Origin of the sequence: Amylolactobacillus amylotrophicus DSM 20534, from assembly GCF_001434555.1 — a bacterium.
GTDB classification, from domain to species: Bacteria; Bacillota; Bacilli; order Lactobacillales; family Lactobacillaceae; genus Amylolactobacillus; species Amylolactobacillus amylophilus.
The window spans coordinates 113,940-137,596 of record NZ_AZCV01000002.1 but is presented as its reverse complement, the minus strand read 5'-3'; the positions used below and the strand labels follow the sequence as shown (position 1 = coordinate 137,596).

The following is a 23,657-nucleotide window of genomic DNA, read 5'->3' as shown; positions in this document are numbered from 1 at the left end:
CCAGAGCTAAAGAATTCGTTAAAAATCCTGAAAACCAGTAATCCCTCAACAGATATGATAAAATTTAAGTAACAATTGAAGAGGTGCATTCATGGAAACTAAGAAGAGAACAAAAATCAATCCTTGGTGGATTGTCGGTGGAGTTGTCGTAATTCTCATTGCGATTTTCGTCGGCATGTACAATGGTCTGGCCAAGCAGAACCAAGACGTAGAGGCGCAGTGGGGTCAGGTCGAGAACCAGATGCAACGGCGCTACGACCTGGTACCGAACCTGGTTAATTCGGTCAAGGGTAGCATGAAGCAGGAACAGAAGATTTTCGGTGATATTGCGGAGGCCAGAAAGGCTTACGGAAGTGCCTCAACGGATAAGGAGAAGATGGAAGCTAATGGCAATCTTGACCAATCCGTCGGTACGTTGGTGAACGTGATTCAAGAAAATTATCCGAGCTTGACTTCAAATGAGAACGTGCAGACCTTGATGACTCAGTTAGAAGGAACGGAGAATCGGATTACGACCGAGAGAAGAAGATATAACCTCGCAGTGCAGTCATATAATCGTTCTGTTGTGTCTTTCCCGAAGAACATTTTCGCTAACATGATGGGGCTGGGGAAGAAACCTTACTTTGAGGCGGTTGATGCTGCCGAGAAGACACCAACGGTTGACTTTGGCAATTAATTTAGTAAGTGGGAAGTAGCAGACGCTGATGAAGCAGACTGGTTTAATTAAAAGTAAAATATTGGCATTACTGCTATTTGTAGGAGCTACTCTATTTGTGGGTGGCTTCTTTTCGCATTCCGTTGAGGCGGCGAAATTACCGGCGAGTCCCAGCACATATTATTACGACCAAGTTTTATTGCTGAATGATGAGACCAAGCAGCTGGTGTTCAACAAGAACGAATCCTATGAGAATACCGGCAAAAAGCCACAGGTAATTATGGCGGTGGTGAAGTCGACTGATGGGGAATCAATCGACGAGTATGCTAGTGAGCTGTTCGATAAGTGGAATATTGGTCAGAAATCTTCTGATAACGGCCTGCTGATTCTCTACGCGGTAAATGACGGTGAGAGAAACGTCAGGATTGAGGTTGGTTATGGCTTAGAAGGAGCCGTAACTGACTCGCAGGCTGGTGCGATTTTGCGTAATAACGCTGATTTACTAAAGTCGTCAGATAAGGCGAAGGTGAATAAAGGCTTGCAGCAAACCTTTAATGCTGTTGTGACGTTGATTGACAAAGAGTACGGCTACAAGCTAGATAAGAACTCACTTTCTGATGAGGAGCTTGAACGAGTTCAAGAAGCGGATAATAGTGGGGAGTCTATCGGAGTTGTCATCGGTTTGCTTGTGTTTACAGGCATCGTGCTTTTCGCTTCGTACAGGGGAAGAGGCGGCAAAGGCGGCCCCAAGGGCCCGGGTGGTGTTGACGGGTCTTCTATTCCATGGTGGCTGATTTTCTTGGGCTCAGGTGGTTCAAATGATGATAATGATCACTGGGGCGGTGGCGGCTTCGGTGGTGGCGGAGGATTCTCGGGCGGAGGCGGTTCATCCGGTGGCGGTGGAGCGTCAATTTAGTGGATTGTTGCAAGTCGTGCTGTGCCACAACCTGTAACTGTGTTCCAATCAACAACTCTCTCCGTCTAGCTTTCCTTCCTAGCTTCACTCCGTGAATCTTTGTCAGGCTTTACTAGTACTCAAGAGTTGAACGTTGATTATCACAACTTGTAACTGTGTTCCAATCAACAACTCTCTCCGTCTAGCTTTCCTTCCTAGCTTCACTCCGTGAATCTTTGTCAGGCTTTACTAGTACTCAAGAGTTGAACGTTGATTATCACAACTTGTAACTGTGTTCCACAGCACAACTTCTTGCGTCTAGTCTCATATCTAACAGCTACTTTGTAGCTATCAGATATATCAACTAGTACTCAGAAGCTGACCGTGCTGTGTCACAACTTGTAACTGTGTTCCACCAATCAATCCACTCATCTCAACTAGCTTGCCTCAAATTGCTACGCATTTTGGTCAATCTTCGTTGATAATCCGTGGACTAACCGATTGGTGTCACAACTTGTAACTGTGTTCCACCAATCAATCCACTCATCTCAACTAGCTTGCCTCAAATTGCTACGCATTTTGATCAATCTTCGTTAATAATTCGTGGATTAACCGATTTGAACTTTTACTGACCAAGTAAAAAGACTAAAATAGTCATTAATTTACTTTTCTGGAGAACATTAATGAAAGACTTAACCCGCGGCAACCCATTAAAAATTATTGCAATTTTCTCAATTCCACTCCTAATTGGAAACCTATTTCAGCAATTCTATACTTTATCCGACACACTAATAGTCGGCCGCTTCCTCGGCGTGAACGCATTGGCAGCCGTTGGTTCGACGAATAGCCTGACATTTCTGATCATCGGCTTTGCACAAGGTGCCACTAGTGGTCTCTCAATCAAGACCGCACAGCTCTTTGGCGCTCGTGATTATAAGGGTGTCCGGAAAAGCTTTGCGACGAGCATCGTAATCAGCCTGGCAATTTCCATTGTGATGACGACTCTGAGCGTTGTGTTCTGTCGTGAGATTCTACAATTGATGCAGACACCACCAGAGATTATTGATCAGGCATACGACTTCCTGATTGTAATCTTTGCTGGCTTCTCAGTAGCCATCGGGTATAACTTGCTCGCTAATGTCCTTATGGCACTCGGCGACAGTCGCACACCATTGATTTTTCTAGTCGTAGCCGTCGTGATTAACGTGGCAATTGATATTGTCCTAATTGCGGTTCTGCATATTGGCACTGTGGCTGCCGGGATTGCGACTGTTTCATCGCAGGGAATTTCGATGATTCTATGTATCCTGTATATCAGAAAGTCTGTCCCATATCTCCAATTACGGCGCGAAGACTTCAAGATTTCTAAGCAAGATTTTATCGACCACCTGCGGTTGGGTCTGCCGATGGGGTTCCAGTCGTCAATTATTGCCATTGGTAGTGTCATTCTGCAGTTAATGTTGAATACACTGGGACCACAATCAATCGCAGCTTACACCGCTGCTGGTAAAATCGATCAGGTTGCAACCCTGCCAGTAATGTCGTTTGGCATTGCCATGGCGACGTTTGTGGCACAAAACTTTGGCGCCAGAAAGTACGGGCGCATCATCAAGGGCGTGAAACAAATTTTACTCTTATCCATTGGGATTAGTATTGTTCTGGGTGGCTTAATTATCATCTTTGGCCGGCCACTAGTGAACTTCTTTGTCGGCAACGACCAACCGGCGGTTACTACTCTAGCCCAGCAATACTTCTACGTTGTTAGCAGCATGTATTGGCTGTTGTCCACCTTGTTCGTTCTCAGGTATACCCTGCAGGGACTTGGTAAAAGCATGATTCCAACGATTGCTGGTGTATTCGAGCTAATGATGCGGGCGTTTGCTGGCCTGGTTCTGGTGGCTAACTTCGAATTCCTTGGAGCCTGTTTAGCCAATCCCTTGGCCTGGTTTGGCTCGCTCATGGTCCTCATCCCATCGTACCTGACGACGATGAAACAACTACGTGAGCGTGACAAGATTGTGGTCAAGAACAATCAATAGGATTCACGCAATAATGTGCTAGAAAAAAGCTGATGCGTCAGCTTTTTTATTTTGTACTTATTGCAGAAAACGCTTTCGTTTTATAGTAAAAGTAACTTGATTTGGAAAAAGGAAATATTATGGCATTTAAGAAAGAATTTTTATGGGGTGGCGCAACTGCTGCCAACCAATACGAGGGTGCCTATGACGTAGATGGTAAGGGACTGAGTACTGCCGACGTGATGAAAGGTGGGGCTGTCGACCGGCCACGTGCTATTACCTGGAATAATCCAACCACAGGCGAAACTGGAAGCAGTGACTTCTTGATGTTTGGTAAGGGAACACGGGTTGTGCCCGAGGGAACAGTGCCTGCCGTACTTGACGGAGAGTATTACCCAAGCCATGAGGGCACGGATTTCTAGGTTCTACAATATCTGTTGTTGGTAATAGATTTTCATCTATTACTGATGACAGATTTTTTATTTATGGCTAGAATAAAAAAGCGGACATTTCCTGTCCGTTCATCCAAGTCAACCACCACGAAGATTTTTCAGAAAGAAGGAAATGCCCTATGTGTCATGATACTACAAAATTATTATTAGGAATAGCTGACGAGAACCTAAAAATTACTGACGGTGAAACTGGAGAAGACGGGGTTATTCGCTTAACTGGCCACTTGGATTACACGCCGAAGGCTTGTCCCAAGTGCGGGATTATCAATGATCAAAAGATTATTAACTACGGCTGGCGCAATACCACTATCAGATTCTCGAAGGTTCTGAGCAACACCGTCATCTTAGCCTTAAAGCGCCGCTATTTCCACTGTAAAGAATGTCACGGCAACTTTCTTGCACAAACAGTGGCAGTTCCGAAACACTGTACAATTTCAAACACCAGCCGCAAAGAATGCCTAGAGAAGCTCGGTGAACCGGTCTCTTTGAAGCACATTGCCAATGAAGTATCGGCATCAGATTCATTTGTGGGCCGCCAGTTAATGCGCGCTGAACGAGACTTTCAAACCAATTGGCACTATTTACCAGAGATCATCTTAATGGATGAGGTGAAGAGTACCAAGAGCGCTACTGGTGCCATGAGCTTTGAGTTCATGAATGGCGAAACCCATGAATTAATCGACTTACTCCCTTATCGAACCATCAATAAACTAGAGAAGTATTTTTACCGCTTCGATCAAGCTGACCGAGAAAACGTCAAAATTATTGTGACTGATATGAATTATACCTACCCCAAGCTTGTGCAGACCGTGTTCCCCAATGCCATGGTGGTCATGGACAAGTTTCATATTATCAACGCCCTAAATCGGGCGTTTAACAAAACCAGAATCAAGGTGATGAAGAAGTTTACCCCGTCTTCTCGCGAATTTCACGCCCTTAAGCGCTACTGGAAGCTGTTGTTAGTACCAACTGAACAGCTTAACTTTGAACAATTCAAAAAGTGGACTAATTTTCCTTACTGGATGGCTGCCACCGATGTTGTCCATCAGCTGTTATCGTTGGATTCAGAACTAGAACAAACTTATCAAGTCTTAAACAGCGTCCGGTCAGCTGTCCAACATCAAGATTGGCATAACTACAATGCGGCATTTTGGAATAACAAAACGTATTCTGAAGAAATGAAGAACACGATTAAAACACTTGAAAGCCATCATGATGAGATTCGTAACACCTTTACCACACACTATTCAAATGGTCCTTTGGAAGGTTCTAATAATAAAATCAAGGCGATCAAACGAGCCAGTTTTGGCTATCGCAGCTTCTGGAGGTTTAGAACTCGAGTACTATACGTTTTCAAAATCAAAACAAAAAGAGCCCTAATCACGAAGTGATTAGAACTCGAAATATGGATTCACCAACAACAGTTGACGAAGAGCCGATTTCTACCACGACTATGAGGAAGATATCAAGCTGATGGGCGAGATGGGCTTCAAGGTTTTCCGCCTGAGTATTAACTGGTCCAGAATTTTTACTAATGGTGATGACCAGTAGCCAAATGAGGCGGGATTGCAGTTCTATGACCGTGTCTTTGACGAATGCCACAAGTATGGTATCGAACCACTCGTTACCCTATCGCACTATGAAACCCCGTTGGCGCTAGCGATTAACTATAATGGCTGGGCGAGCCGGAAGTTGATTGATTTCTACATCAATTATTGTAAAACGGTTTTTACACGCTATCAGGACAAGGTGAAATATTGGTTAACATTCAACGAAATTAACATCATGGAATTTGCACCCTACATGGGTGGCGGTTTGATTGATGGCACACCTCAGAACAAGGCACAGGCTGCGCACAACCAGTTTGTTGCGAGTGCAAAGGATGTTAAGTTGGCTCACGAAATCGATCCGGCAAACAAGGTCGGTCAGATGTTGGCCTATTCACAACTCTACGCCCGATCCTAAAGACCAACTTTTGGCCATGACATCAGCACAGAGAAGCCTATTCTACACGGATGTCCAGACGGGCGGCCGGTATCCTGATTACCGCCTGAAGCTTTATGAACGTGAAGGGATCAAGCTCGACGATACACCAGAGGATTATGAGCTACTTAAGAATTATTCTGCTGACTTCCTGAGTTTCTCTTGCTACGCTTCAAACGTTGTCACAACGCACTATGAAACCGGGAAGAGCGGTGGCAACTTCATGTCCGGCGTTAAGAATCCGTATTTGAAGACTAACGATTGGGGCTGGGCAACTGACCCCGACGTCCTGCGGATTGCGCTGAACACATTGTGGGATCGGTATCACAAGCCGCTCTGGATTTTGAGTTCTATGAATACATTTTTTAAATCTTATAACCTTGATTTAATAGGGTTTTAGGACTTTTGAATCTTTCAAAATAGACTCATTTTTCAAATTTTAGTAACTTTTTGGTAACTGAAGATAAATCTCAATTTGATTTTGATAACACTAAAAGTTTCATATAAATAGTTGATTTAACTGCATAATAACATTAAGTATTAATATTATTAGAGGCGATTGGTATCAATACATTAAAGTTTGGTTTATTTAGTCAGCCTTTTCCCAAAAGAGTGCAAATTGGATTGCCAAGTCTGCGATTCGGTCCTTACTATCTAAGTCCGAATGACTAGATAAGGTTCTGATATCCCATTTTTCTTCCGAGAGGTGGTCCGCCGCGTAGAAGAAATGGCAGAGTTCAAAGCCCCTAAAGGCTGCTAATGCCGCCACGGCAGAGCACTCCATATCGACGCAGATAGCCCCTGATTCCTTTCGACGCTTCATCTTGCCGATGGTTTCCCGATAGGGAGCATCGGTCGTCCAAACTTTTCCTTTTTGATACGAAATCTTGTGACTATCCAGAAAAGATTGGAAGAGAGGAAGGATTCCCTTGTTCACTTCCACTTCATTACTTGCTGGAAGATAGTGATAACTAGTCCCCTCGTCTCGAAGGGCGGATGTTGGAATGATGATGGAGGTCGCCTCAATATCTTGGTTCAAAACCCCACAAGTCCCAAAGAGAACGAGTTTTTCCATCCCAAATTGAATCAAATCCTCTATAATTCCCACACAGGAAGCAGCCCCAACTGGCGCATTAAAGACAGCAATCTGTTGGTCTCCAATAGTAATCCCATAGACAATGACTTCAAAGTTAGCCATAGATGTTCTTGTAATTTCGTCATGTTCGTAATTCTCAAGTAGGCGCGCAAAAGTTACTCTTGAAAAGCACGATATGACTACTTTGGGAAATCCTTCAATCGGTTTGTATAAGTCTTGTGGATTAATGATAGCCTGTCGATTAGGGTCAAATTCTTCTAAAATCATCTCATATACCTCTTTCATTTAAATTATTGTTCCATATTACACCACTGGTACTTAAATAAAAAAAGATCTTCAACATCCAAAGGAATGAAGAAGATCTCGATTGGTGCAATGGACCGCCTCTTGTCCACAATACACCATTTGGTTTTAATCAATCAAAGATACGATTATGACATTTCCACAAAACGTTGTCATTAATCACTTTTAAGCCTAGCATCTTGTATTTTTTTTGACAAGCCCCAAGGATTATTTGAGTGTACATATTTTTTGTGCTGAAACAAACTAAAATTGTAGATAAAGCCTAATATACTTGACTTTTTTAGTTATCAGATTTTGATTGTCTATGGTAATTTATGTCCGCTTGCCTGGTAGAGGTTGTACCATTCACCTTTGCTCAATTCGAAATCCGTTCCTGCGGCGATTTCTTTCAACCGGCTCGGCTTCGTTGTTCCCGCAATAACCTGAGTGCTGGCAGGTAACCGAAGGATCCATGCGCTGGCGACCGCGTTCTTCGTTACGCCGTGATTCTGGGCGACTTTTTCCATCTCGGCATTCAGTTCCGGAAACTTCGGATTGTCGATGAAGACACCCGAGAAGTTGCCGAACTGGTATGGTGACCATGCCTGAAGTGTCATCCCAGTTTGTTGGATGTAAGGGTACAGGCCTGAGTCGTGATCGTGACCCTCTGGGACGTCCATGTTGGTGAAGAGGCCAAAGTCGACCATGCCTGTGTGACCTAAGCCAAATTGGAGTTGGTTAGTGACCAAATAGGTATTAAGAAAGCTTTGCAGGTATTCGGTCTGATACCGATTCATGTTGCTGATACCGAAATACCGTACCTTGCCTTCTTGACGGAGCTGATTAAATGTCTCCGCAATCTCTGCGGGCTCCATTAGCGCATCCGGCCTGTGTAATAATAGTGTGTCCACATAATCAAGTTGCATTCTTTGCAATGATTCATCAACTGTCTTCAGGATATGTTCCTTAGAGAAGTCAAACATTCCATTTTGACCATCAGTTCTTTGGACAATCCCGGTCTTGGTCTGAACAAGAATCTTGTCGCGGTCGATGCTAGAAGCTTTCAGCGCCTCACCAAATTTCTGCTCTGAGACCCCGCCAGCATAAATGTCTGCCAGATCGAAGAAGTTAATGCCCAGGTCTACGGCTGTTTCTAGTAGTTCGACTACTTCTTCAGTTGTCTTGTTCGAGATTCGCATCAATCCCAGTGCAATCTCCGAAACTCTTAAATTACTCGTACCTAATTCTGTATAACGCATATTCATTTCCTCTTTTCGCTTATGCTTTTCTGTCGTTTCTGTTATCCGACAGGCTGTTATTTCTTGCCAAGAAACTTGAACGTACTGTGGGCTAACTCGTGTCCATGCATCTGGTGGTAAAGTTCGTTGAGCCAAAATCCCGGCTTTACGGTCGGCACGTTGTCTAGAGCAACCAATTCGAATTGGTACTCATGGTCCACATTTGGCGGTTGCGGTCCCGTGTAACGCTCCGTGACCGCCTTGTTCTGCATGTTGACTAATCCGCCAGCGTTACTGTTCTTGCCTTGAATTAGGTAGGGTGGATTCTCTTGGCTTACGCCAGCCGTTAACTCAATTTGCTGAGGGTCGGTGATTAAAGTCACCCAGTGAATCCAAGTGAAGCCACTCACGGGGATGGCGTCATGATCCAGCATAATGAGTGCCAGACTTTTGGCTGTTTGTGGTACCCCACTGATAGATAGGGGTGGGGAGAGCACCGGTGTTTGCGCCAATAAATTCTCGGCCGAAGCCTGCTTGCTATACTCTGGTGGTAAATAGCCATTCTCTAATGGTGTGCTAATTTCCATTGCTACCTCCTTTGAAAGCGGATGCTACTATACCTTTAATTTTACGCTTAATCAGCACGCAATAGTACAATATTTTTCTTAAAATGCTGGTCAAATTGAAGACGTTAAATGCTATGATATACTAGATTAGATTTTTATTGAGAGGCAAATATTAATGACTGACAAAACTTTTTATATTACGACCCCTATCTACTATCCGTCTGGTAAATTGACGATTGGTAACGCCTATACGACGGTTGCTGCCGATGTTCTGGCGCGCTATAAAAGACAGCTTGGGTATGACACATTCTTCCTAACCGGAACTGATGAGCATGGCCTAAAGATTGAGGAGACCGCCGAGAAGGAAGGCCTAAAACCGCAGGACTATGTGGATCAAATGGCGGCGAGCTATAAGGATCTTTGGCGAATGCTCGACATCAGCTACGATAAATTCATTCGCACAACAGATGCCGATCATGTTAAGGCTGTGCAGCAGATTTTTGAAAAACTACTGGCCAAGGGGGACATCTACCTGGGTGAGTACTCTGGTTGGTACTCGGTATCGGACGAGGAATTCTTCACCGAGTCGCAACTAGCAGAAGTGTACCGAGATGAGGCAGGAAATGTCACAGGCGGTAAGGCGCCAAGCGGCCATGAGGTCGAGCTAGTTAAGGAGCCGAGCTACTTCTTCAAGATGAGTAAGTATGCTGATCGCCTCCTGCAATACTATGAAGATCACCCTGAATTCATCCAGCCTGAATCGCGTAAGAATGAGATGATCAATAACTTCATTAAGCCAGGACTAGAAGATCTTTCAGTGACGCGGACGACTGTCGACTGGGGAATTCCTGTGCCAAGTGATCCGAAGCACAAAGTCTATGTCTGGATTGACGCTCTTTCAAACTATATTACGGCACTCGGATACGGCGGTCCAGACGACGCCCTTTTCAAGAAATTCTGGCCTGCAGATGTCCAATTGGTGGGTAAGGAAATTATCCGTTTCCACACAATTTACTGGCCAATTATGCTGATGGCGCTTGATTTACCACTGCCTAAGCAAGTGTTCGGTCACGGTTGGATATTGATGAAGAACGGTAAGATGTCGAAGTCTAAGGGCAACGCTGTATACCCAGAGATGATTGTTGAACGTTATGGACTAGACTCGCTGCGTTATTACTTGATGCGCGCCATTCCATTTGGTAACGACGGGATTTTCACTCCGGAGGACTTTGTTGAACGGGTGAACTTCGACTTGGCAAACGATCTTGGTAATTTATTGAACAGAACAGTTTCGATGATTAACAAGTACCATGACGGTGTGGTCGCGCCCGTTCAGGGCGACTTCGATGAGTTTGACACCGCACTCAAGCAGATGGCAGCTGACACGATCAAGTCCTACAGCGAGAATATGAATAAATTCTACTTCTCAAAGGCATTAGATGCCGTGTGGCAGTTTATCAGTCGTGCAAATAAATACATCGACGAGACGACTCCATGGATCTTAGCAAAGGACGAGGCCAAGGCCACCCGTCTCCAGGCCGTGATGACCAACTTGGCAGAGAGTTTACGGTTAATTGCGCTCCTGATTAAGCCCATCATGACGAAAGCTCCAGTGGAAATGTTCCAGCAACTTGGGTTGGACATCGATAATTCGACCATGACTAAGCGTGCTTTTGGTGGCTACGACTGGGGTAATAAAGTCTCCGAGACGCCAACCCCAATTTTCCCCCGACTCGATAACGAGATTGAAGTCCAGTACATCAAGGATCAGATGGCTAAGGCAAAACCAAAAAAGGAGAGTCGGTCTGAGAAGAAGGACAGTGCGGGCCAAAACACCACGGCGGCCATAGAAGAAACGGAGTTCGTCACCATTGATGATTTCGACAAGTTGAAGCTTCAAGTTGGTGAAGTTCTAGCCGTCCAAAAGGTTCCTAAATCTAATAAGTTATTAAAGTTTACACTCGATTTCGGCGAGGGTACGCCGCGCCAGATCCTTTCCGGGATGCAGCAGTATTATCCAGCGGAACAGGAATTAGTCGGCCAGAAGATAGTGGCAATTACGAATCTGAAGCCGAGAAAGATGCTTGGACAGCTTAGCCAAGGTATGCTTTTATCCAGCGAGATGGGTGAGACGGTCAAATTGGCAATTGTGGGACCAGAACACGCAAACGGGGCGTTATTAGGCTAATGAAAATTTTCGATGCACACACGCACCTAAATGACGTGCCTTTTCGGACACATGAACAGGATTACGTTGATCATGCACAAGAGCTTGGTGTAGTAAAGATTGCCAATGTGGGATCTAACCGCGAGTTAAACGAACGTGCGATTCGCCTGAGCGAGCAATTCGCCAACATGTACGCCATCGTGGGTTTTCATCCGGATGATAGTAAATTATTTGATGAAACTGAACAAGATATTCTGGTGAGTCAGCTGCAACGAGAGAAAGTGGTGGCGCTGGGTGAGATTGGTCTGGACTACCACTGGGATGATTCGCCTAGGCCAACCCAACGTGCGGTTTTTCAAGCACAAATAGAGCTGGCGCATGAGCTGAAATTACCCGTAAATATTCATACAAGGGATGCAATGAGTGACACGTACGACATCTTAAAGGATAGTCAAGCGTTGGAATACGGTGGCGTGATTCATAACTTTAACGGCGACAAAGTGTGGCTTGAAAAGTTCTTGAATCTCGGATTACAGGTCTCTTTCAGTGGTGTGGTAACATTCAAGAACGCTCATGAGGTGCATGAGTCTGCGCGCGTTGTACCGCTAGATCGCGTCTTGGTCGAGACCGACGCGCCTTACCTCACTCCTACACCTTACCGGGGTAAGCAGAACGAGCCAGCATATACGCGTTATGTGGTGGAGCAGATAGCTACCTTAAAGGGATTGAGCGTGGAAGAAGTCGCTGCTGCGACATATCGGAATACGATGGAGCTGTATGGAATCAAAGAAAACTAACTCAGATAAATTCGCTGAAGTAGTCATTGTCGAGGGACGTGACGACACGAAGCGGCTCAAACTGTTTTTCCCTGGCATAGAGACGATTGAAACCAATGGTTCAGAGATCTCTGCGGAGACTTTGCTTCAAATCAAGAAGGTGGCGGAGACACGCCCTGTGGTGATCTTGACGGATCCCGATTTCAATGGTGAGCGAATTCGCCGCAAGGTAACAGCGGTCGTACCTACCGCTAAACAGGCTTTCCTGAAGCGGGCCGATGCAGTGCCCAGCAAGAGCCACGGTAGTCTTGGAGTAGAACACGCCAGTGGGGTGACTTTGGCGCATGCGCTAAACAATCTACACGAGCAGACGACAAGTGAATTAGCGGCGACAGAGCAAATTAACCACAATCTACTACTCGATCTAGGGCTAATTGTGGGTGCAACTGCCCGTCAGAAGCGTGATTTTGTGGGTCAACAGTTGGAAATTGGTTATGCGAACGCGAAACAATTTGAGCGGCGACTGGTGACTTTTGGAATTACTAAGGCTGAATTGCTGACTGTACTAGAGAAATGGGAGAGACGATGAAGAGACTACCGATTGCTGATCCAATCAGAACGAGCGAGATTCTGCATCACTATCACTTGCAGGCCAAGAAAAGTTTAGGTCAGAACTTTCTGACCAATCCGGCTGTGATTAACAGTATTGTGACCACGGCTGAAATCGCGCCCGGGGACCAGGTAATTGAGGTCGGCCCGGGAATTGGCGCCTTGACGGAGCAAATTCTCGCGCAGGGTGCAAAGTTGCTGGCCTATGAGATCGACGGTAAGTTGATTGAAGTGCTAACGAATGAGTTACCCGCAGACGCTCAAATCAAAATTCTGCATCAAGATGTTCTGCAAACGGATTTTAATAAGGACTTTGAGGGCTATTTCGATCCGACTAAGCCGGTCAAGGTTGTGGCTAACCTGCCCTACTACATCACAACACCCATTATTTTCCGCTTTCTGGAGAGTGGAATTCCGCTGGAATCACTCACAGTCATGATGCAAAAAGAAGTAGCTGACCGCATCGAGGCGCAGCCGGGGAAGAAGGACTTCGGCCCGCTGTCGATCGCAGTCCAGCTGGACATGGAATCGCACATCGCACTGAATGTACCGCCAAGTTCCTTTACTCCCGCACCAAAAGTTGATTCGGCTGTGGTGCAAATTGTGCGTAAGGCACAGCCAATTAGGCTACCGAACAAGGATTTGTTTAACAAAATCGTTAAGGTGAGTTTTGCTCAAAGACGCAAAACCATTTATAACAATTTGAAACATCTGGTTGGTCAGGAGCTGCAGACGATTGATGATTTACACGAATTATTGCGAGCTGCCGCTATTGCTGAGAATCGGCGGGCAGAACAGTTAAGTATAGCTGACTACTTGAAGTTGACAGAATTGGTAGACGCAAAATAATTTTTGGTTAAATTTTGACCAAATAATGAGTAAAATATATCCACAGGCAATGATAGTACTCCCTGTGGATAATTTGCATTGCGGTGGAAAACCTGTTATAATTGTTTCACAAGGAGTGTGAAGCAAATGCCTATAACAATAGCATCGATTAAGCACCAACTTGACGACCATCTTGGTCAGAGCTTGACTGTCGTCGCCCAAGCGGGAAGAAAGAAAGTGACCCGGCGTAAAGGAACACTACGAAAGACTTTCCCTGCGGTTTTCGTTGTTGAACTAGATCAAGACGAGAACAACTTCGAACGCGTAAGCTACAGCTACACGGATCTTTTGACCAAGACCATCCAACTCGAGTTCGAGGAAGTAATTTAATTGAATAAATCACGAACAATCACTAGTATTTTTTCGTAAAATACTAGTGATTTTCTTTTTTTTGCGGTATTCTTAAACATGAATATTCGAATGGAGGAAGTCGCTTGAAACGCTCTGAAAGATTGGTCGATATGACAAGCTATCTCATGGCTCGGCCGCACACATTGATTGCTCTACCTTTTTTTGCCGAACGATACGATGTTGCAAAATCCTCAATAAGTGAGGATCTCGCAATCGTGAAGCACACGCTCGCTAAGCACAAGAACGGAATCCTTGAAACTGTTGCTGGTGCTAGTGGTGGTGTACGCTACATTCCTTTCGTGGGCCGCAAGATTGCCAATAATGTTTTAGTTAATTTAAGCAAAAAAATTGATGATAGCCACCGGATACTTCCTGGCGGCTTTGTTTACCTGTCTGATATCCTGGGCAATCCCCAGACTTTAAGGCAGATTGGTGAATTAATTGCTACTAGTTTTGCCTTTGAAGAGATTGACGCGGTAATGACCGTCGAGACCAAGGGAATCCCCCTTGCTGCGGCCGTGAGCGAATTTTTGAACGTGCCGTTCGTGATTGTCAGACGAAAGGCGAAGATTACAGAAGGTTCTACTATTAGTGTTAATTATGTAGCTAGCTCGTCCAAGAGAATTGAGAAAATGGAACTGGCAAAGAGAAGCCTGCAACCAAATTCACGCGTGCTCATCGTGGATGACTTCATGAAGGGCGGCGGAACTTTAACCGGGATGACTGAGTTAGTTAAGGAATTTGACTGTGAGGTGGCTGGTATGGCCGTACTTTGTGAGACTCGTTCTACTGAGCAGAAGGTGATCAAAGATTACCTGTCACTCATCGATATTGAGGAAGTGAACGTGGAACAGAAGATGATTAAGGTCCATCCAGGCAATTTCTTAATGAAGACGGACTGGGAGGTGTTCTAGGTGAGCACCTACCTGCCAGTCGTTAAGTCAGCTTTAATTGCCTTCCCGTTTGTAGCACTTTTGCTGTTCCTCCCAATCTTCTCCGTGCAGTACCGCAAAAACTAGTCGTTCATTCCTTGGCGGGCAGTAGTGATTTATTCCTTTATCTTCTATCTATTGACTGTTTATTTCATGGTAATCTTACCACTGCCGAGTCAATCCAGTGTGGCGGCGCTGACAACGCTAACCATGAATCTACACCCGTTTGAATTTGTGCGGTAATTTATGAAATATTCACCATTTGTGTTGACGGATCCGGGGACGTATAAGGGCGCTTTGATCTCGGCTTCGTTTATCCAGACTGCGTTTAACCTACTTTTGACGCTCCCCTTTGGCGTTTATCTCAGGTATTATTTCAAACGAAATTGGCGCCAGACCCAGTTATGGTTAATCATTATTCCGTTCATCTTCTTCTGGACGGCGGATTGGCTGGCATACACGGGCACAGTTAGTGAGAAGGATTTGCCCCAAACGCTCTTAGTTGTGGGGGTTTCGGTGGCCATCGTTGCCGTCTACCTCCTGCACCTGTTTGTCAGCCTTTTCTTCAGGAATCCACGTTTAATCTATGAAAAAATTTCTAAAACCCGCACAATAGCGGTTAAAAAGGATCGTACACATGAATAATCGTTATGTCATCATTCTCGCGGCCGGTAAAGGCACTCGCATGAAATCAAAGTTATATAAGGTACTCCACGAAGTATGTGGGAAGAGCATGGTTGAACACGTAGTCGACCAGGCAGAAGCAGTTGAGCCAAAGCAAATTGTGGCCATTGTTGGTCACGGGGCGGCGGCTGTAGAAGAAAAGCTCGGCGAACGAGTTTCATTTGCTCGCCAGGCCGAACAACTAGGAACTGGCCACGCGGTTTTACAAGCAAGCGCGCTACTTGAACAGGAACAGGGAAGCACGCTAGTCATCAATGGTGATACACCACTGCTGACGGCAGCAACGTTTGAACAATTATTTGCCGCTCACGATGCGTCTGATGCTAAGGCAACCGTACTGACTGCCGTTGCGCCAGACCCTACCGGTTACGGACGTGTCATCCGTGATGCTGCCGGTAATGTATTGAAGATTGTCGAGCAAAAAGATGCCGACGAGCAAGAACAGGCAGTGCAGGAAATTAACACAGGCGTGTTCGTATTCGATAATCAGGCACTCTTCAAAGCCCTCCACCAAGTAACGAATGATAATGCTCAGGGCGAGTACTACTTGACCGATGTGATGGAAATTCTGCGTGGCCAAGGTGAGAGCATCGGTGCATATCAAACCGCTGACTTCGACGAAACGATGGGAGTCAACGACAGAGTAGCACTGGCGCGGGCCAACCAACTGATGCAGGCCCGAATTAATCGGGCACACATGATGAACGGTGTGACGTTCGTCGATCCAGCTAATACGTACATTGATAGTACGGTCCAAATTGGCAGCGATACAGTGATTGAGGGTGGCGTTGTGTTAAAAGGACGTACTGTGATTGGCTCAGATTGCCAGATCCAAAGCGGGTCACGAATTGTTGATTCGACGATTGGTAATCACGTGGTCGTAACTTCATCAACCATTGAGGAATCCATCATGCACGATCACACCGATATTGGACCAAACTCACACCTCAGACCTGAATCAGAAATTAAGTCTGGTGCTCATATTGGGAACTTCGTTGAAGTGAAAAAGGCAGTGATTGGCGAGCGTTCTAAGGTTGGCCATCTGACTTACGTGGGGGATGCCACGATTGGTAAGGACGTCAACGTCGGTTGTGGCGTGGTCTTCGTCAATTATGACGGTGTGCAGAAATTCCATTCGACAATTGGGGATAAGTCCTTCATCGGTAGTAACTCAAATATTATTTCACCCGTAGTGATGGAGCCGAATTCGTTTGTGGCAGCCGGTTCAACGATTACGAAGGACGTGCCACGTCACGCGATGGCGATTGCTCGCAGTAGGCAAGAGAACAAGCTTGATTTCTGGAAGCGTTTACCATTAGGACATGATAAAAATTGGAATTAGTAAAAGATTAGAGAGCGTTTATTTCGGACCTTTTTTTTGATAGAATACTACTTTGGTAAAAGTATTTATTGCGGAGGAAAAGATGACACAATACGCAGATCCAAATTTGAAGATTTTTTCACTGAACTCAAATGAACCTTTGGCCAAAAAAATTGCCCAAGAAGTTGGTGTTGAGCTTGGGAAATCGAGTGTCAAGAAATTTAGTGACGGCGAGATTCAGATCAATATTGACGAGTCGATTAGAGGGGCCGATGTCTTCATCGTCCAGTCTACTAGCGCACCTGTAAACGACAACCTGATGGAAATGTTAATCATGATTGATGCATTGAAACGCGCGTCGGCTAAAACAATCAACTTGGTGATCCCATATTATGGCTACGCTAGACAGGACAGAAAATCTCGTGCCAGAGAGCCAATTACAGCGAAGTTAGTTGCGAATATGATTAGCCGTGCTGGGGCAACCCGTGTGCTTGCACTTGATCTGCATGCAGCACAAATTCAAGGTTTCTTCGATATTCCGGTTGATCATCTGATGGGTGCCCCACTTTTGGCTGATTACTTCTTATCTAATCACTTAGAAGGGGATGCTGTGGTTGTTTCACCTGATCACGGTGGTGTGACGAGAGCACGTAAGTTGGCTGAGTTCTTGAAGGCCCCAATTGCGATTGTTGATAAGAGAAGGCCTAAGGCAAATGTGGCCGAGGTCATGAATATTATCGGTAGTGTCAAAGGTAAGCGTGCCATCCTGATTGATGACATGATTGACACGGCGGGGACAATTACTTTAGCCGCACAAGCGCTGATTGATGAGGGTGCAACAGAAGTCTATGCAAGTTGTACGCATCCGGTTCTGTCTGGCCCGGCCATCGAACGAATTGAGAATTCCGCAATTAAGAAGTTAATTATTACTGATTCAATTAACATTCCAGAAGAAAAACGGATTGATAAGATGACCGTCGTATCGGTTGGTCAATTAATCGGGGATGCCATCAAACGGATTTATGAGAATAAACCTGTTAGTCCATTGTTTGAAACAAGATTTAAGAGCAGATAAAAGAGTTGATTCAAAAAGCATTGAAGTTAGTCCTTTTGGACTATCATTCAATGCTTTTTTGCTGTTGCATATTTGGTTTGAAAATTTAGCAGTACGGATTCCGACTTGTTAAGTATAGTTGCTAAAACAACTGCGGAAATAAGTACAATTGGAAAATAAACGAATAATGTGAATGTACCGCGTGCATTAAACGGCTCGAAATGTATTCTGTTAAAAATAATTAGAATCACTGGATGAGAAAGATACAGAGTATATGTTAGGCTTGATAGAAATTTTACTGGAGAATGTAACTGTGGAAGTATCTTTATGATCCAAGTACCTAGTTTATAAAAGATAATCAATGTGGCCAGAGTCATAAGTAAAGGATCATAGTATTCAAGGTATATTACAAATTGATTGGTCTGTAATCGTTCAATGAATAGTGCAACAGTTAATGTAATTGCAAGTATTATGTAGCTGGTTAAAACAATAGGTGTGCTTAGATGTTCAAGATAATTATGTTCATGTAACCAGATACCAATATAAAAGTAAATTCCCCATTGTAATGGGCTTAACCACAATATACGGTTGATAAAGTTAATAGGAATTATGCCTGTAACAAGGCTTACGATGATTGGTGAAATAAGGAGAACCATGAAAATTAATTTACTATACTTTTGCATTAATTTGTAAAACATTATGCTAATTGGGTATTGAATTATCATAATCAACAAAAAATAGGTATGGTACCACATATTACCATATAATATATGGGTAATTAAGTACCTGATATTATAATCTCGAGCTGAATGACTCAATACGAGATAAGCAAAGTATAGTAGGCTCCAAGTGATATAAGGTAGAAAAAGTCTTTTTAGGTCATGTTTTACTATATCAAGGAAACTGATATTAGGATGTCTCTTGACTGTGTAAATTACTGAATAACCACTGAGAATAAAAAAGATTGGAACAGCAACGCTAGCAAACCTATTGAGTAACCTGGCGTAGAAAATATTTTGAACGGCAAACGGCGCTAATGAGTGAGTCATCACAACGAGAATAGCAGAAAATATCCTCAGAAAATCAATATATTCATAAATTTGCGTTTACACAATATTTTTGACACTCCCTTAAAAATTCTAGATCTTTTTCTCAATTAGTAAGAAAGTGGCTGGCAAGAGGGCGGCAAGGGAGCTAGTGTAGCCGATGTGATGACTCAAGGTTCAAGTACTGCGGAACGTGAAATTACGGAGGGTGTACTCCCTGGGAAAGTTTATCCAAACCACGAGGCAATTGACTTCTATCACCGTTATCAAGCAGACATCAAGTTGTTTGCAGAATTAGGCTTGAAGTGTTTTAGAACCTCCATTGCTTGGACGAGAATCTTTCCTAATGGCGATGAAGCAGAGCCAAATGAGGCGGGTTTGAAATTCTATGATGATCTGTTCGATGAGTGCCTCAAATACGGGATTGAACCCGTGGTTACTCTCTCGCACTTCGAGATGCCATATCATCTGGTAACTGAGTATGGTGGCTGGCGGAACCGTAAGGTGATTGACTTCTTCGTCAATTTCGCCACTGCTGTCTTTAACCGGTACAAGAATAAGGTTAAGTATTGGATGACCTTTAATGAGATTAACAACCAGACTAACTACGATCGGCCCTTCACACTGTTCACTAACTCGGGTATTACTGTGAAGCCCGGGGAGGATGCTGAGAAGACGATGTACCAAGCTGCGCACTACGAACTCGTCGCCAGTGCCCTAGCTGTCAAAATTGCGCATGAAATTAACCCTGCAATGCAAGTTGGTTGCATGATAGCGATGTGCCCAATCTATCCGGCAACCTCTAAGCCAACTGATATCATGAAGGCGGAGCGGGCAATGCAGACCCGTTACTACTTCAGTGATGTGCATGTTCGTGGTGAATATCCTGCATGGCTAGCTCGTTATTTCGAAAATAAGGACTTTAACCTAGATATCACGGCAGAAGATTTAGAAGCTCTAAAGACCGGCAAAGTTGATTATGTTGGTTGGAGCTACTACATGTCATTCACCGTCAAGGCTAAGGACCAAGAGGATGCTGATTTCAGTTACCGTGAGAGCGAATACTTAATTCAGAATCCGTTCCTGGAAGCTTCGGAATGGGGTTGGCAGGTTGATCCACTTGGACTCCGCTACTCGATGAACTGGATTCAGGATCGTTACCAGATTCCCCAATTTATTGTGGAAAATGGTTTGGGTGCCATCGATAAATTCGAGGATGGGACTGTGCACGATGACTATCGTGTCGACTATCTGCGCGACCACATTACGGCCATGCGTGATGGTGTCTTGCGTGATGATATCAAGCTGATGGGCTATACTCCATGGGGAGTAATTGACATTGTTTCCGCAAGTACTGGTCAAATGGATAAGCGGTATGGTTTAATCTATGTAGACAAGAATGACAAAGGTGAAGGAACCTTAGATCGTTACAAGAAGGATTCCTTCGCTTGGTTCCAACACGTCATTTCGACAAATGGCGCAGAATTAGAATAGGAGAGTTGATTGATGAGGGCTAAAGTTGTAGCAAATGTACCTGCAAAGTACTTTTTTAACAAAATTACAGAATCGGTGATTGAGGATATTAAGCAGCAGACAGGTACTGTACTTTCGCGTTCACAATTAAAAGATTTCTCGTTCGACAAGAAATTTGCTAACGGGCAGTATGGTAAGCTCGAGGTGACCGACTTCAAGGATGACGAACTCTACGCATATGAGATGCACTCTGGTAAGAATGCGCATAAGGTTAGTTATCGAATCAAGCCCCTGGGTGAGAAGAAGTCAGAGCTATCTTACGTGGAGCACGTTAGTGGAAGTAGTGCTACCGTTGATTTGAACAACAAATTGACTGGCTTCATTCTCGGTTGGGTGCGCCGTAAGCGCCTGAAACAGATGGGTAAGAAGATAGAGGAATTCTACCAACAGACCCTTGCCAATACGGAATCTAACTAATAAATAATAAAAACCAGTTCGACACATCGGGTCTCGTGAAACGACGTGCAGAACTGGTTTTTTTGTCTGGAGCAATGAATGCTTATTTTTCTGGTGTATCGGTCTTACTTTGTTGCAACAAATCCCGAATCTCCTTCAGGTACTGCTCAGTTGGTGAGATGCTGCCAGCATCCTTCTTTTCTTTCCTGAAGTGATTGAAGAACTTCACGATTAAGAATACGATGAACGCGATAATGATGAAGCTAATCACGTCGTTCAGAAAGTTACCAACTGTGAATAACGCACTGCCGATGCGAAATTTGATGGCGGAGAGGTCGATTGATCCTAAGAAAATACTGATTAGTGGGTTCAAAAGATTGCTGGTGAGGGATTTAACCAGCGTTGAAAGTGCACCACCAATCAGCACACCGACGGCCATATCCAGCACATTGCCTCGATTAATAAACTCTTTAAATTCATGTATCATTTTGATTGTTCTGTTCCTACCTTTCTTCTTGTGTCTGTCTGTTAGTCGTTGGCCAACTTAATTAGTTGATTATTCTTGATATGTTGTTGAAACTCTTGGTAAATTGGTTCGAAAATCTGGGTCTGGTGTTGTTTAACAAGCATCGTCTTTGGGAAGAAGAAACGAGCATCACCACTTTGTTCACCCATGATTGAGCGAACTAACGGGCTAAACTCTGATAACTCAACCAGCGTGCCATCATCCTGCATGATCTCAATCTGCGTCTTCGGATTTTCTGCGTGGGGGTCGTATGAGTCATATGGTAGGTCGAAACTATCGTTGATGGCGGTGTAGTATTCCGGGTCGAAGCCTACCTGACTAATTAATTCCCGCATTTTAGGTAGTAATGTGACGGTCTCGTCGTTGAATTCAACCGACTTGAACGGGCGGCGGTCGAGGAACCGGGTCGCAAGATCGCTGAGGATTGGGTCCGGATGGTGCCGCCAGATACCGAAGTTGGTGTTTAACACACCGTCATCGAGGCTCAGGTAGTCGGCTAAGGTCCAGTTGTGTGCCAGAAATGGGGCGAGTTGATCGACTACCTCAAGTTGACCATCATGGTAGATATCTTGGGCGCGCTTCAAGAGGTGGTCCAATATGACTTCCATTGAGCGGGACACCGGATGGAAATAAATCTGCTGGTACATCTGAAAGCGGGAAACGATGTAGTCTTCGACTGCGTGCATGCCGCCACGGTCAAACGCGATGCCACCTGCGTAAGGGCGAATGACGCGGAGAATTCTGGTGAGATCGAAACTACCGTATTGTGTACCGGTAAAGTACGCGTCACGCAACAGATAATCCATGCGGTCGGCATCTGCTTGACTAGAAATCATCTGGACGACCTGGGGATTCGGGTAAGTTTTGCCAATCACGCTGGCTACCTTCAAAGGAAAGTCTGGGGCGACAGTGCGGAGCACCCGGTTAATCTCTGTGGTCTCATCCGTAATAATCTGCTGAGTAATGGCCTCGTGGTTTGTGTTAAAGAGCCGCTCAAAAGTGTGGGAATAGGGTCCATGACCTACGTCGTGCAACAGGGCTGCACAGAGGGCAACGATGCGTTCTGATTCGTCCCAAAGACCATCACCTGGCGTTTGTTTTTTGAAATTACGATCGAATTTATCGCAAATTTTGCGCGTAATTTCATATACGCCCAGGCAGTGCTCAAAGCGAGAATGCTCTGCACCGTGGAAAGTATAACTGGTCGTTCCGAGCTGCTTGATGCGGCGCAGTCGCTGGAACTCGTGTGTATCAATCAGGTCAAGAATCACCTGATACTGAACGTGAATATAGTTGTGGACTGGATCACGAAAAACCTTTTCTTTTGGTAATTTGACCAAGTTGTATGCCGTATTATGCATGTGGAAGAGCCTCCATTCGTTTGGCTAAGTCAGCCAGATTCTGCTCGAAGTCGTAAATGAATTGATTATCGATGATTGATTCCAGCGTGACCTCTGAGTATTTGTTGCCTTGGCGTAAAAGCTGGGCCAAAATCAGTTGCTTGAGCTGTTCGTTTGCTGTTTGATTTGCTAACGAAATGCAGTCCGCTAGATTAGTCATCGCGTTAGGATCGACGCTTGGAAAAATCAGCTTGGGGTGTGCAGGTCTATTTGCTTGTTCATAGAAGTCGTGCATCATCTGCCCGCGTGCTTGTTGATTACCAACCACGCTATAATAGAGCATGATGCCGATGTTGTCCTTTGCACGCCGCTGCGCTTGGCCGGAGAACTTGAGCCCGCCAATGCTCAGATCGTAGGTACCAGGACAGTAGGACGTACTGACTTCTCTCTGCTCTACCTGAACATCAAACGAACTGAGCGCCCCCGCCGTCAGTTTCGTTGTCGCCTCATAGGCAGCGTTGATGGAGACGCCCGTTTGTTGTGGAAAGTATAATGAGGCGTTTAGGATGCCGGCGTCGCTAACGACGCCCAGGCCGCCGGCGTTGCGCACTACATAATTGAAGTGATTCTGCTCAATGACGGCGAGTCCGCGACCAAGTGATTTGAGTTTTGTATCCATATGCCCTAAAATTACTGTATCATTAAGAGTCCAGAATTGGAGGATGGGACGTTTGAGCCTCCCAGCCAGGTAGAGTAAGACATTAGAGGTCGCGATAGCATCTAACGCCTCGTTCTTTGCAAAATACTGGTTGAGCACCAGGAAGTCTTTACTATCTTCAAATAACACGT

Annotated in this window: 23 protein-coding genes and 2 pseudogenes; 18 read left to right on the top strand and 7 right to left on the bottom strand. The window is 44.9% G+C overall.

From position 1 onward, the window contains the following. Window positions 1-91 precede the first annotated feature (91 nt). From FC62_RS03555 to FC62_RS03530, 6 genes and pseudogenes are all read left to right on the top strand, one after another. On the top strand, window positions 92-676 hold the full coding sequence (locus FC62_RS03555; RefSeq protein ID WP_056946708.1) for a LemA family protein: 585 nt from the start codon (window positions 92-94) through the stop codon (window positions 674-676). A 28-nt stretch (window positions 677-704) separates the two neighbouring features. Further along, a complete protein-coding gene (locus tag FC62_RS08450) occupies window positions 705-1,571 on the top strand; it encodes a TPM domain-containing protein (RefSeq protein WP_056946705.1) in 867 nt (288 codons plus the stop codon). 662 nt (window positions 1,572-2,233) lie between these two features. Beyond that, window positions 2,234-3,589 (top strand): MATE family efflux transporter, encoded by a 1,356-nt coding sequence (locus tag FC62_RS03545; protein WP_054746312.1) that lies wholly within the window; start codon window positions 2,234-2,236, stop codon window positions 3,587-3,589. Window positions 3,590-3,708: 119 nt separating this feature from the next. Then, window positions 3,709-3,990, top strand: coding sequence for a family 1 glycosylhydrolase (locus FC62_RS08470; protein WP_056946703.1), 282 nt, complete (start codon window positions 3,709-3,711; stop codon window positions 3,988-3,990). 149 nt (window positions 3,991-4,139) lie between these two features. Then, window positions 4,140-5,411: an ISL3 family transposase gene (locus FC62_RS03535; protein WP_054746314.1), complete on the top strand. Its 1,272-nt coding sequence runs from the start codon at window positions 4,140-4,142 to the stop codon at window positions 5,409-5,411. Between the two features lie 46 nt (window positions 5,412-5,457). After that, a pseudogene (locus FC62_RS03530) lies at window positions 5,458-6,355 on the top strand (glycoside hydrolase family 1 protein); the annotation flags it as partial. Window positions 6,356-6,592: 237 nt separating this feature from the next. Here FC62_RS03530 and FC62_RS03525 read toward each other — a convergent pair. From FC62_RS03525 to FC62_RS03515, 3 genes are all read right to left on the bottom strand, one after another. Further along, window positions 6,593-7,366, bottom strand: a complete 774-nt coding sequence (locus FC62_RS03525; RefSeq protein WP_054746315.1) for a nucleoside phosphorylase — start codon at window positions 7,364-7,366, stop codon at window positions 6,593-6,595. A 338-nt stretch (window positions 7,367-7,704) separates the two neighbouring features. After that, the gene (locus FC62_RS03520; protein ID WP_054746316.1) at window positions 7,705-8,640 is read right to left on the bottom strand and encodes an aldo/keto reductase; all 936 of its coding nucleotides are present in this window, start codon (window positions 8,638-8,640) and stop codon (window positions 7,705-7,707) included. Between the two features lie 56 nt (window positions 8,641-8,696). Then, a complete protein-coding gene (locus tag FC62_RS03515) occupies window positions 8,697-9,206 on the bottom strand; it encodes a YbhB/YbcL family Raf kinase inhibitor-like protein (protein ID WP_054746317.1) in 510 nt (169 codons plus the stop codon). Between the two features lie 154 nt (window positions 9,207-9,360). Here FC62_RS03515 and metG point away from each other — a divergent pair, with 154 nt between their 5' ends. The 10 genes from metG to FC62_RS03470 all read left to right on the top strand — a co-directional run bounded on the left by metG (window position 9,361) and on the right by FC62_RS03470 (window position 17,988). Beyond that, on the top strand, window positions 9,361-11,373 hold the full coding sequence (gene metG, locus FC62_RS03510) for a methionine--tRNA ligase (protein ID WP_056946700.1): 2,013 nt from the start codon (window positions 9,361-9,363) through the stop codon (window positions 11,371-11,373). Further along, window positions 11,373-12,149 carry a TatD family hydrolase gene (locus tag FC62_RS03505; protein ID WP_056946697.1) on the top strand — a complete coding sequence of 259 codons (777 nt, stop codon included), beginning with the start codon at window positions 11,373-11,375 and terminating at the stop codon, window positions 12,147-12,149. Before metG ends, FC62_RS03505 begins: the two co-directional genes overlap by 1 nt. Beyond that, window positions 12,130-12,717 (top strand): ribonuclease M5, encoded by a 588-nt coding sequence (gene rnmV / locus FC62_RS03500; RefSeq protein WP_056946694.1) that lies wholly within the window; start codon window positions 12,130-12,132, stop codon window positions 12,715-12,717. The genes FC62_RS03505 and rnmV overlap by 20 nt, the downstream gene beginning before the upstream one ends. Further along, window positions 12,714-13,586 (top strand): 16S rRNA (adenine(1518)-N(6)/adenine(1519)-N(6))-dimethyltransferase RsmA, encoded by an 873-nt coding sequence (rsmA, locus tag FC62_RS03495; RefSeq protein WP_054746319.1) that lies wholly within the window; start codon window positions 12,714-12,716, stop codon window positions 13,584-13,586. The genes rnmV and rsmA overlap by 4 nt, the downstream gene beginning before the upstream one ends. A 126-nt stretch (window positions 13,587-13,712) precedes the next feature. Then, window positions 13,713-13,955, top strand: a complete 243-nt coding sequence (locus FC62_RS03490) for a Veg family protein (protein ID WP_054746320.1) — start codon at window positions 13,713-13,715, stop codon at window positions 13,953-13,955. Between the two features lie 104 nt (window positions 13,956-14,059). Beyond that, complete coding sequence (gene purR / locus FC62_RS03485) at window positions 14,060-14,890, top strand: pur operon repressor (RefSeq protein ID WP_056946691.1); 831 nt, start codon at window positions 14,060-14,062, stop codon at window positions 14,888-14,890. A gap of 129 nt (window positions 14,891-15,019) precedes the next feature. Further along, on the top strand, window positions 15,020-15,151 hold the full coding sequence (locus FC62_RS08445) for a hypothetical protein (protein WP_269082614.1): 132 nt from the start codon (window positions 15,020-15,022) through the stop codon (window positions 15,149-15,151). A 3-nt stretch (window positions 15,152-15,154) separates the two neighbouring features. Next, complete coding sequence (locus FC62_RS03480; RefSeq protein ID WP_056946688.1) at window positions 15,155-15,553, top strand: hypothetical protein; 399 nt, start codon at window positions 15,155-15,157, stop codon at window positions 15,551-15,553. Continuing rightward, the gene (gene glmU, locus FC62_RS03475; RefSeq protein WP_054746322.1) at window positions 15,546-16,934 is read left to right on the top strand and encodes a bifunctional UDP-N-acetylglucosamine diphosphorylase/glucosamine-1-phosphate N-acetyltransferase GlmU; all 1,389 of its coding nucleotides are present in this window, start codon (window positions 15,546-15,548) and stop codon (window positions 16,932-16,934) included. The genes FC62_RS03480 and glmU overlap by 8 nt, the downstream gene beginning before the upstream one ends. A gap of 82 nt (window positions 16,935-17,016) precedes the next feature. Beyond that, window positions 17,017-17,988: a ribose-phosphate diphosphokinase gene (locus tag FC62_RS03470; RefSeq protein WP_056946685.1), complete on the top strand. Its 972-nt coding sequence runs from the start codon at window positions 17,017-17,019 to the stop codon at window positions 17,986-17,988. A gap of 47 nt (window positions 17,989-18,035) precedes the next feature. Here the strand turns inward: FC62_RS03470 and FC62_RS08505 are convergent, their stop codons facing one another. Continuing rightward, on the bottom strand, window positions 18,036-19,055 hold the full coding sequence (locus FC62_RS08505; protein WP_418189841.1) for an acyltransferase: 1,020 nt from the start codon (window positions 19,053-19,055) through the stop codon (window positions 18,036-18,038). Window positions 19,056-19,130: 75 nt separating this feature from the next. Between FC62_RS08505 and FC62_RS03460 the strand changes: the two are divergent. Further along, window positions 19,131-20,507: pseudogene (locus tag FC62_RS03460) on the top strand (6-phospho-beta-glucosidase); the annotation flags it as partial. A gap of 12 nt (window positions 20,508-20,519) precedes the next feature. Beyond that, window positions 20,520-20,963, top strand: coding sequence for a DUF3284 domain-containing protein (locus FC62_RS03455; RefSeq protein ID WP_056946679.1), 444 nt, complete (start codon window positions 20,520-20,522; stop codon window positions 20,961-20,963). Between the two features lie 82 nt (window positions 20,964-21,045). On the opposite strand, the gene mscL is transcribed toward FC62_RS03455, so the two are convergent. Genes mscL through FC62_RS03440 form a run of 3 tightly spaced genes read right to left on the bottom strand, consistent with a single transcriptional unit; the run spans window position 21,046 to window position 23,655 of the window. Next, window positions 21,046-21,429: a large conductance mechanosensitive channel protein MscL gene (gene mscL / locus FC62_RS03450; RefSeq protein ID WP_054746324.1), complete on the bottom strand. Its 384-nt coding sequence runs from the start codon at window positions 21,427-21,429 to the stop codon at window positions 21,046-21,048. A gap of 41 nt (window positions 21,430-21,470) precedes the next feature. Further along, window positions 21,471-22,829 (bottom strand): HD domain-containing protein, encoded by a 1,359-nt coding sequence (locus FC62_RS03445; RefSeq protein ID WP_056946676.1) that lies wholly within the window; start codon window positions 22,827-22,829, stop codon window positions 21,471-21,473. Further along, window positions 22,822-23,655: a lipoyl protein ligase domain-containing protein gene (locus tag FC62_RS03440; RefSeq protein ID WP_082611577.1), complete on the bottom strand. Its 834-nt coding sequence runs from the start codon at window positions 23,653-23,655 to the stop codon at window positions 22,822-22,824. The genes FC62_RS03445 and FC62_RS03440 overlap by 8 nt, the downstream gene beginning before the upstream one ends. Window positions 23,656-23,657: the final 2 nt, after the last annotated feature.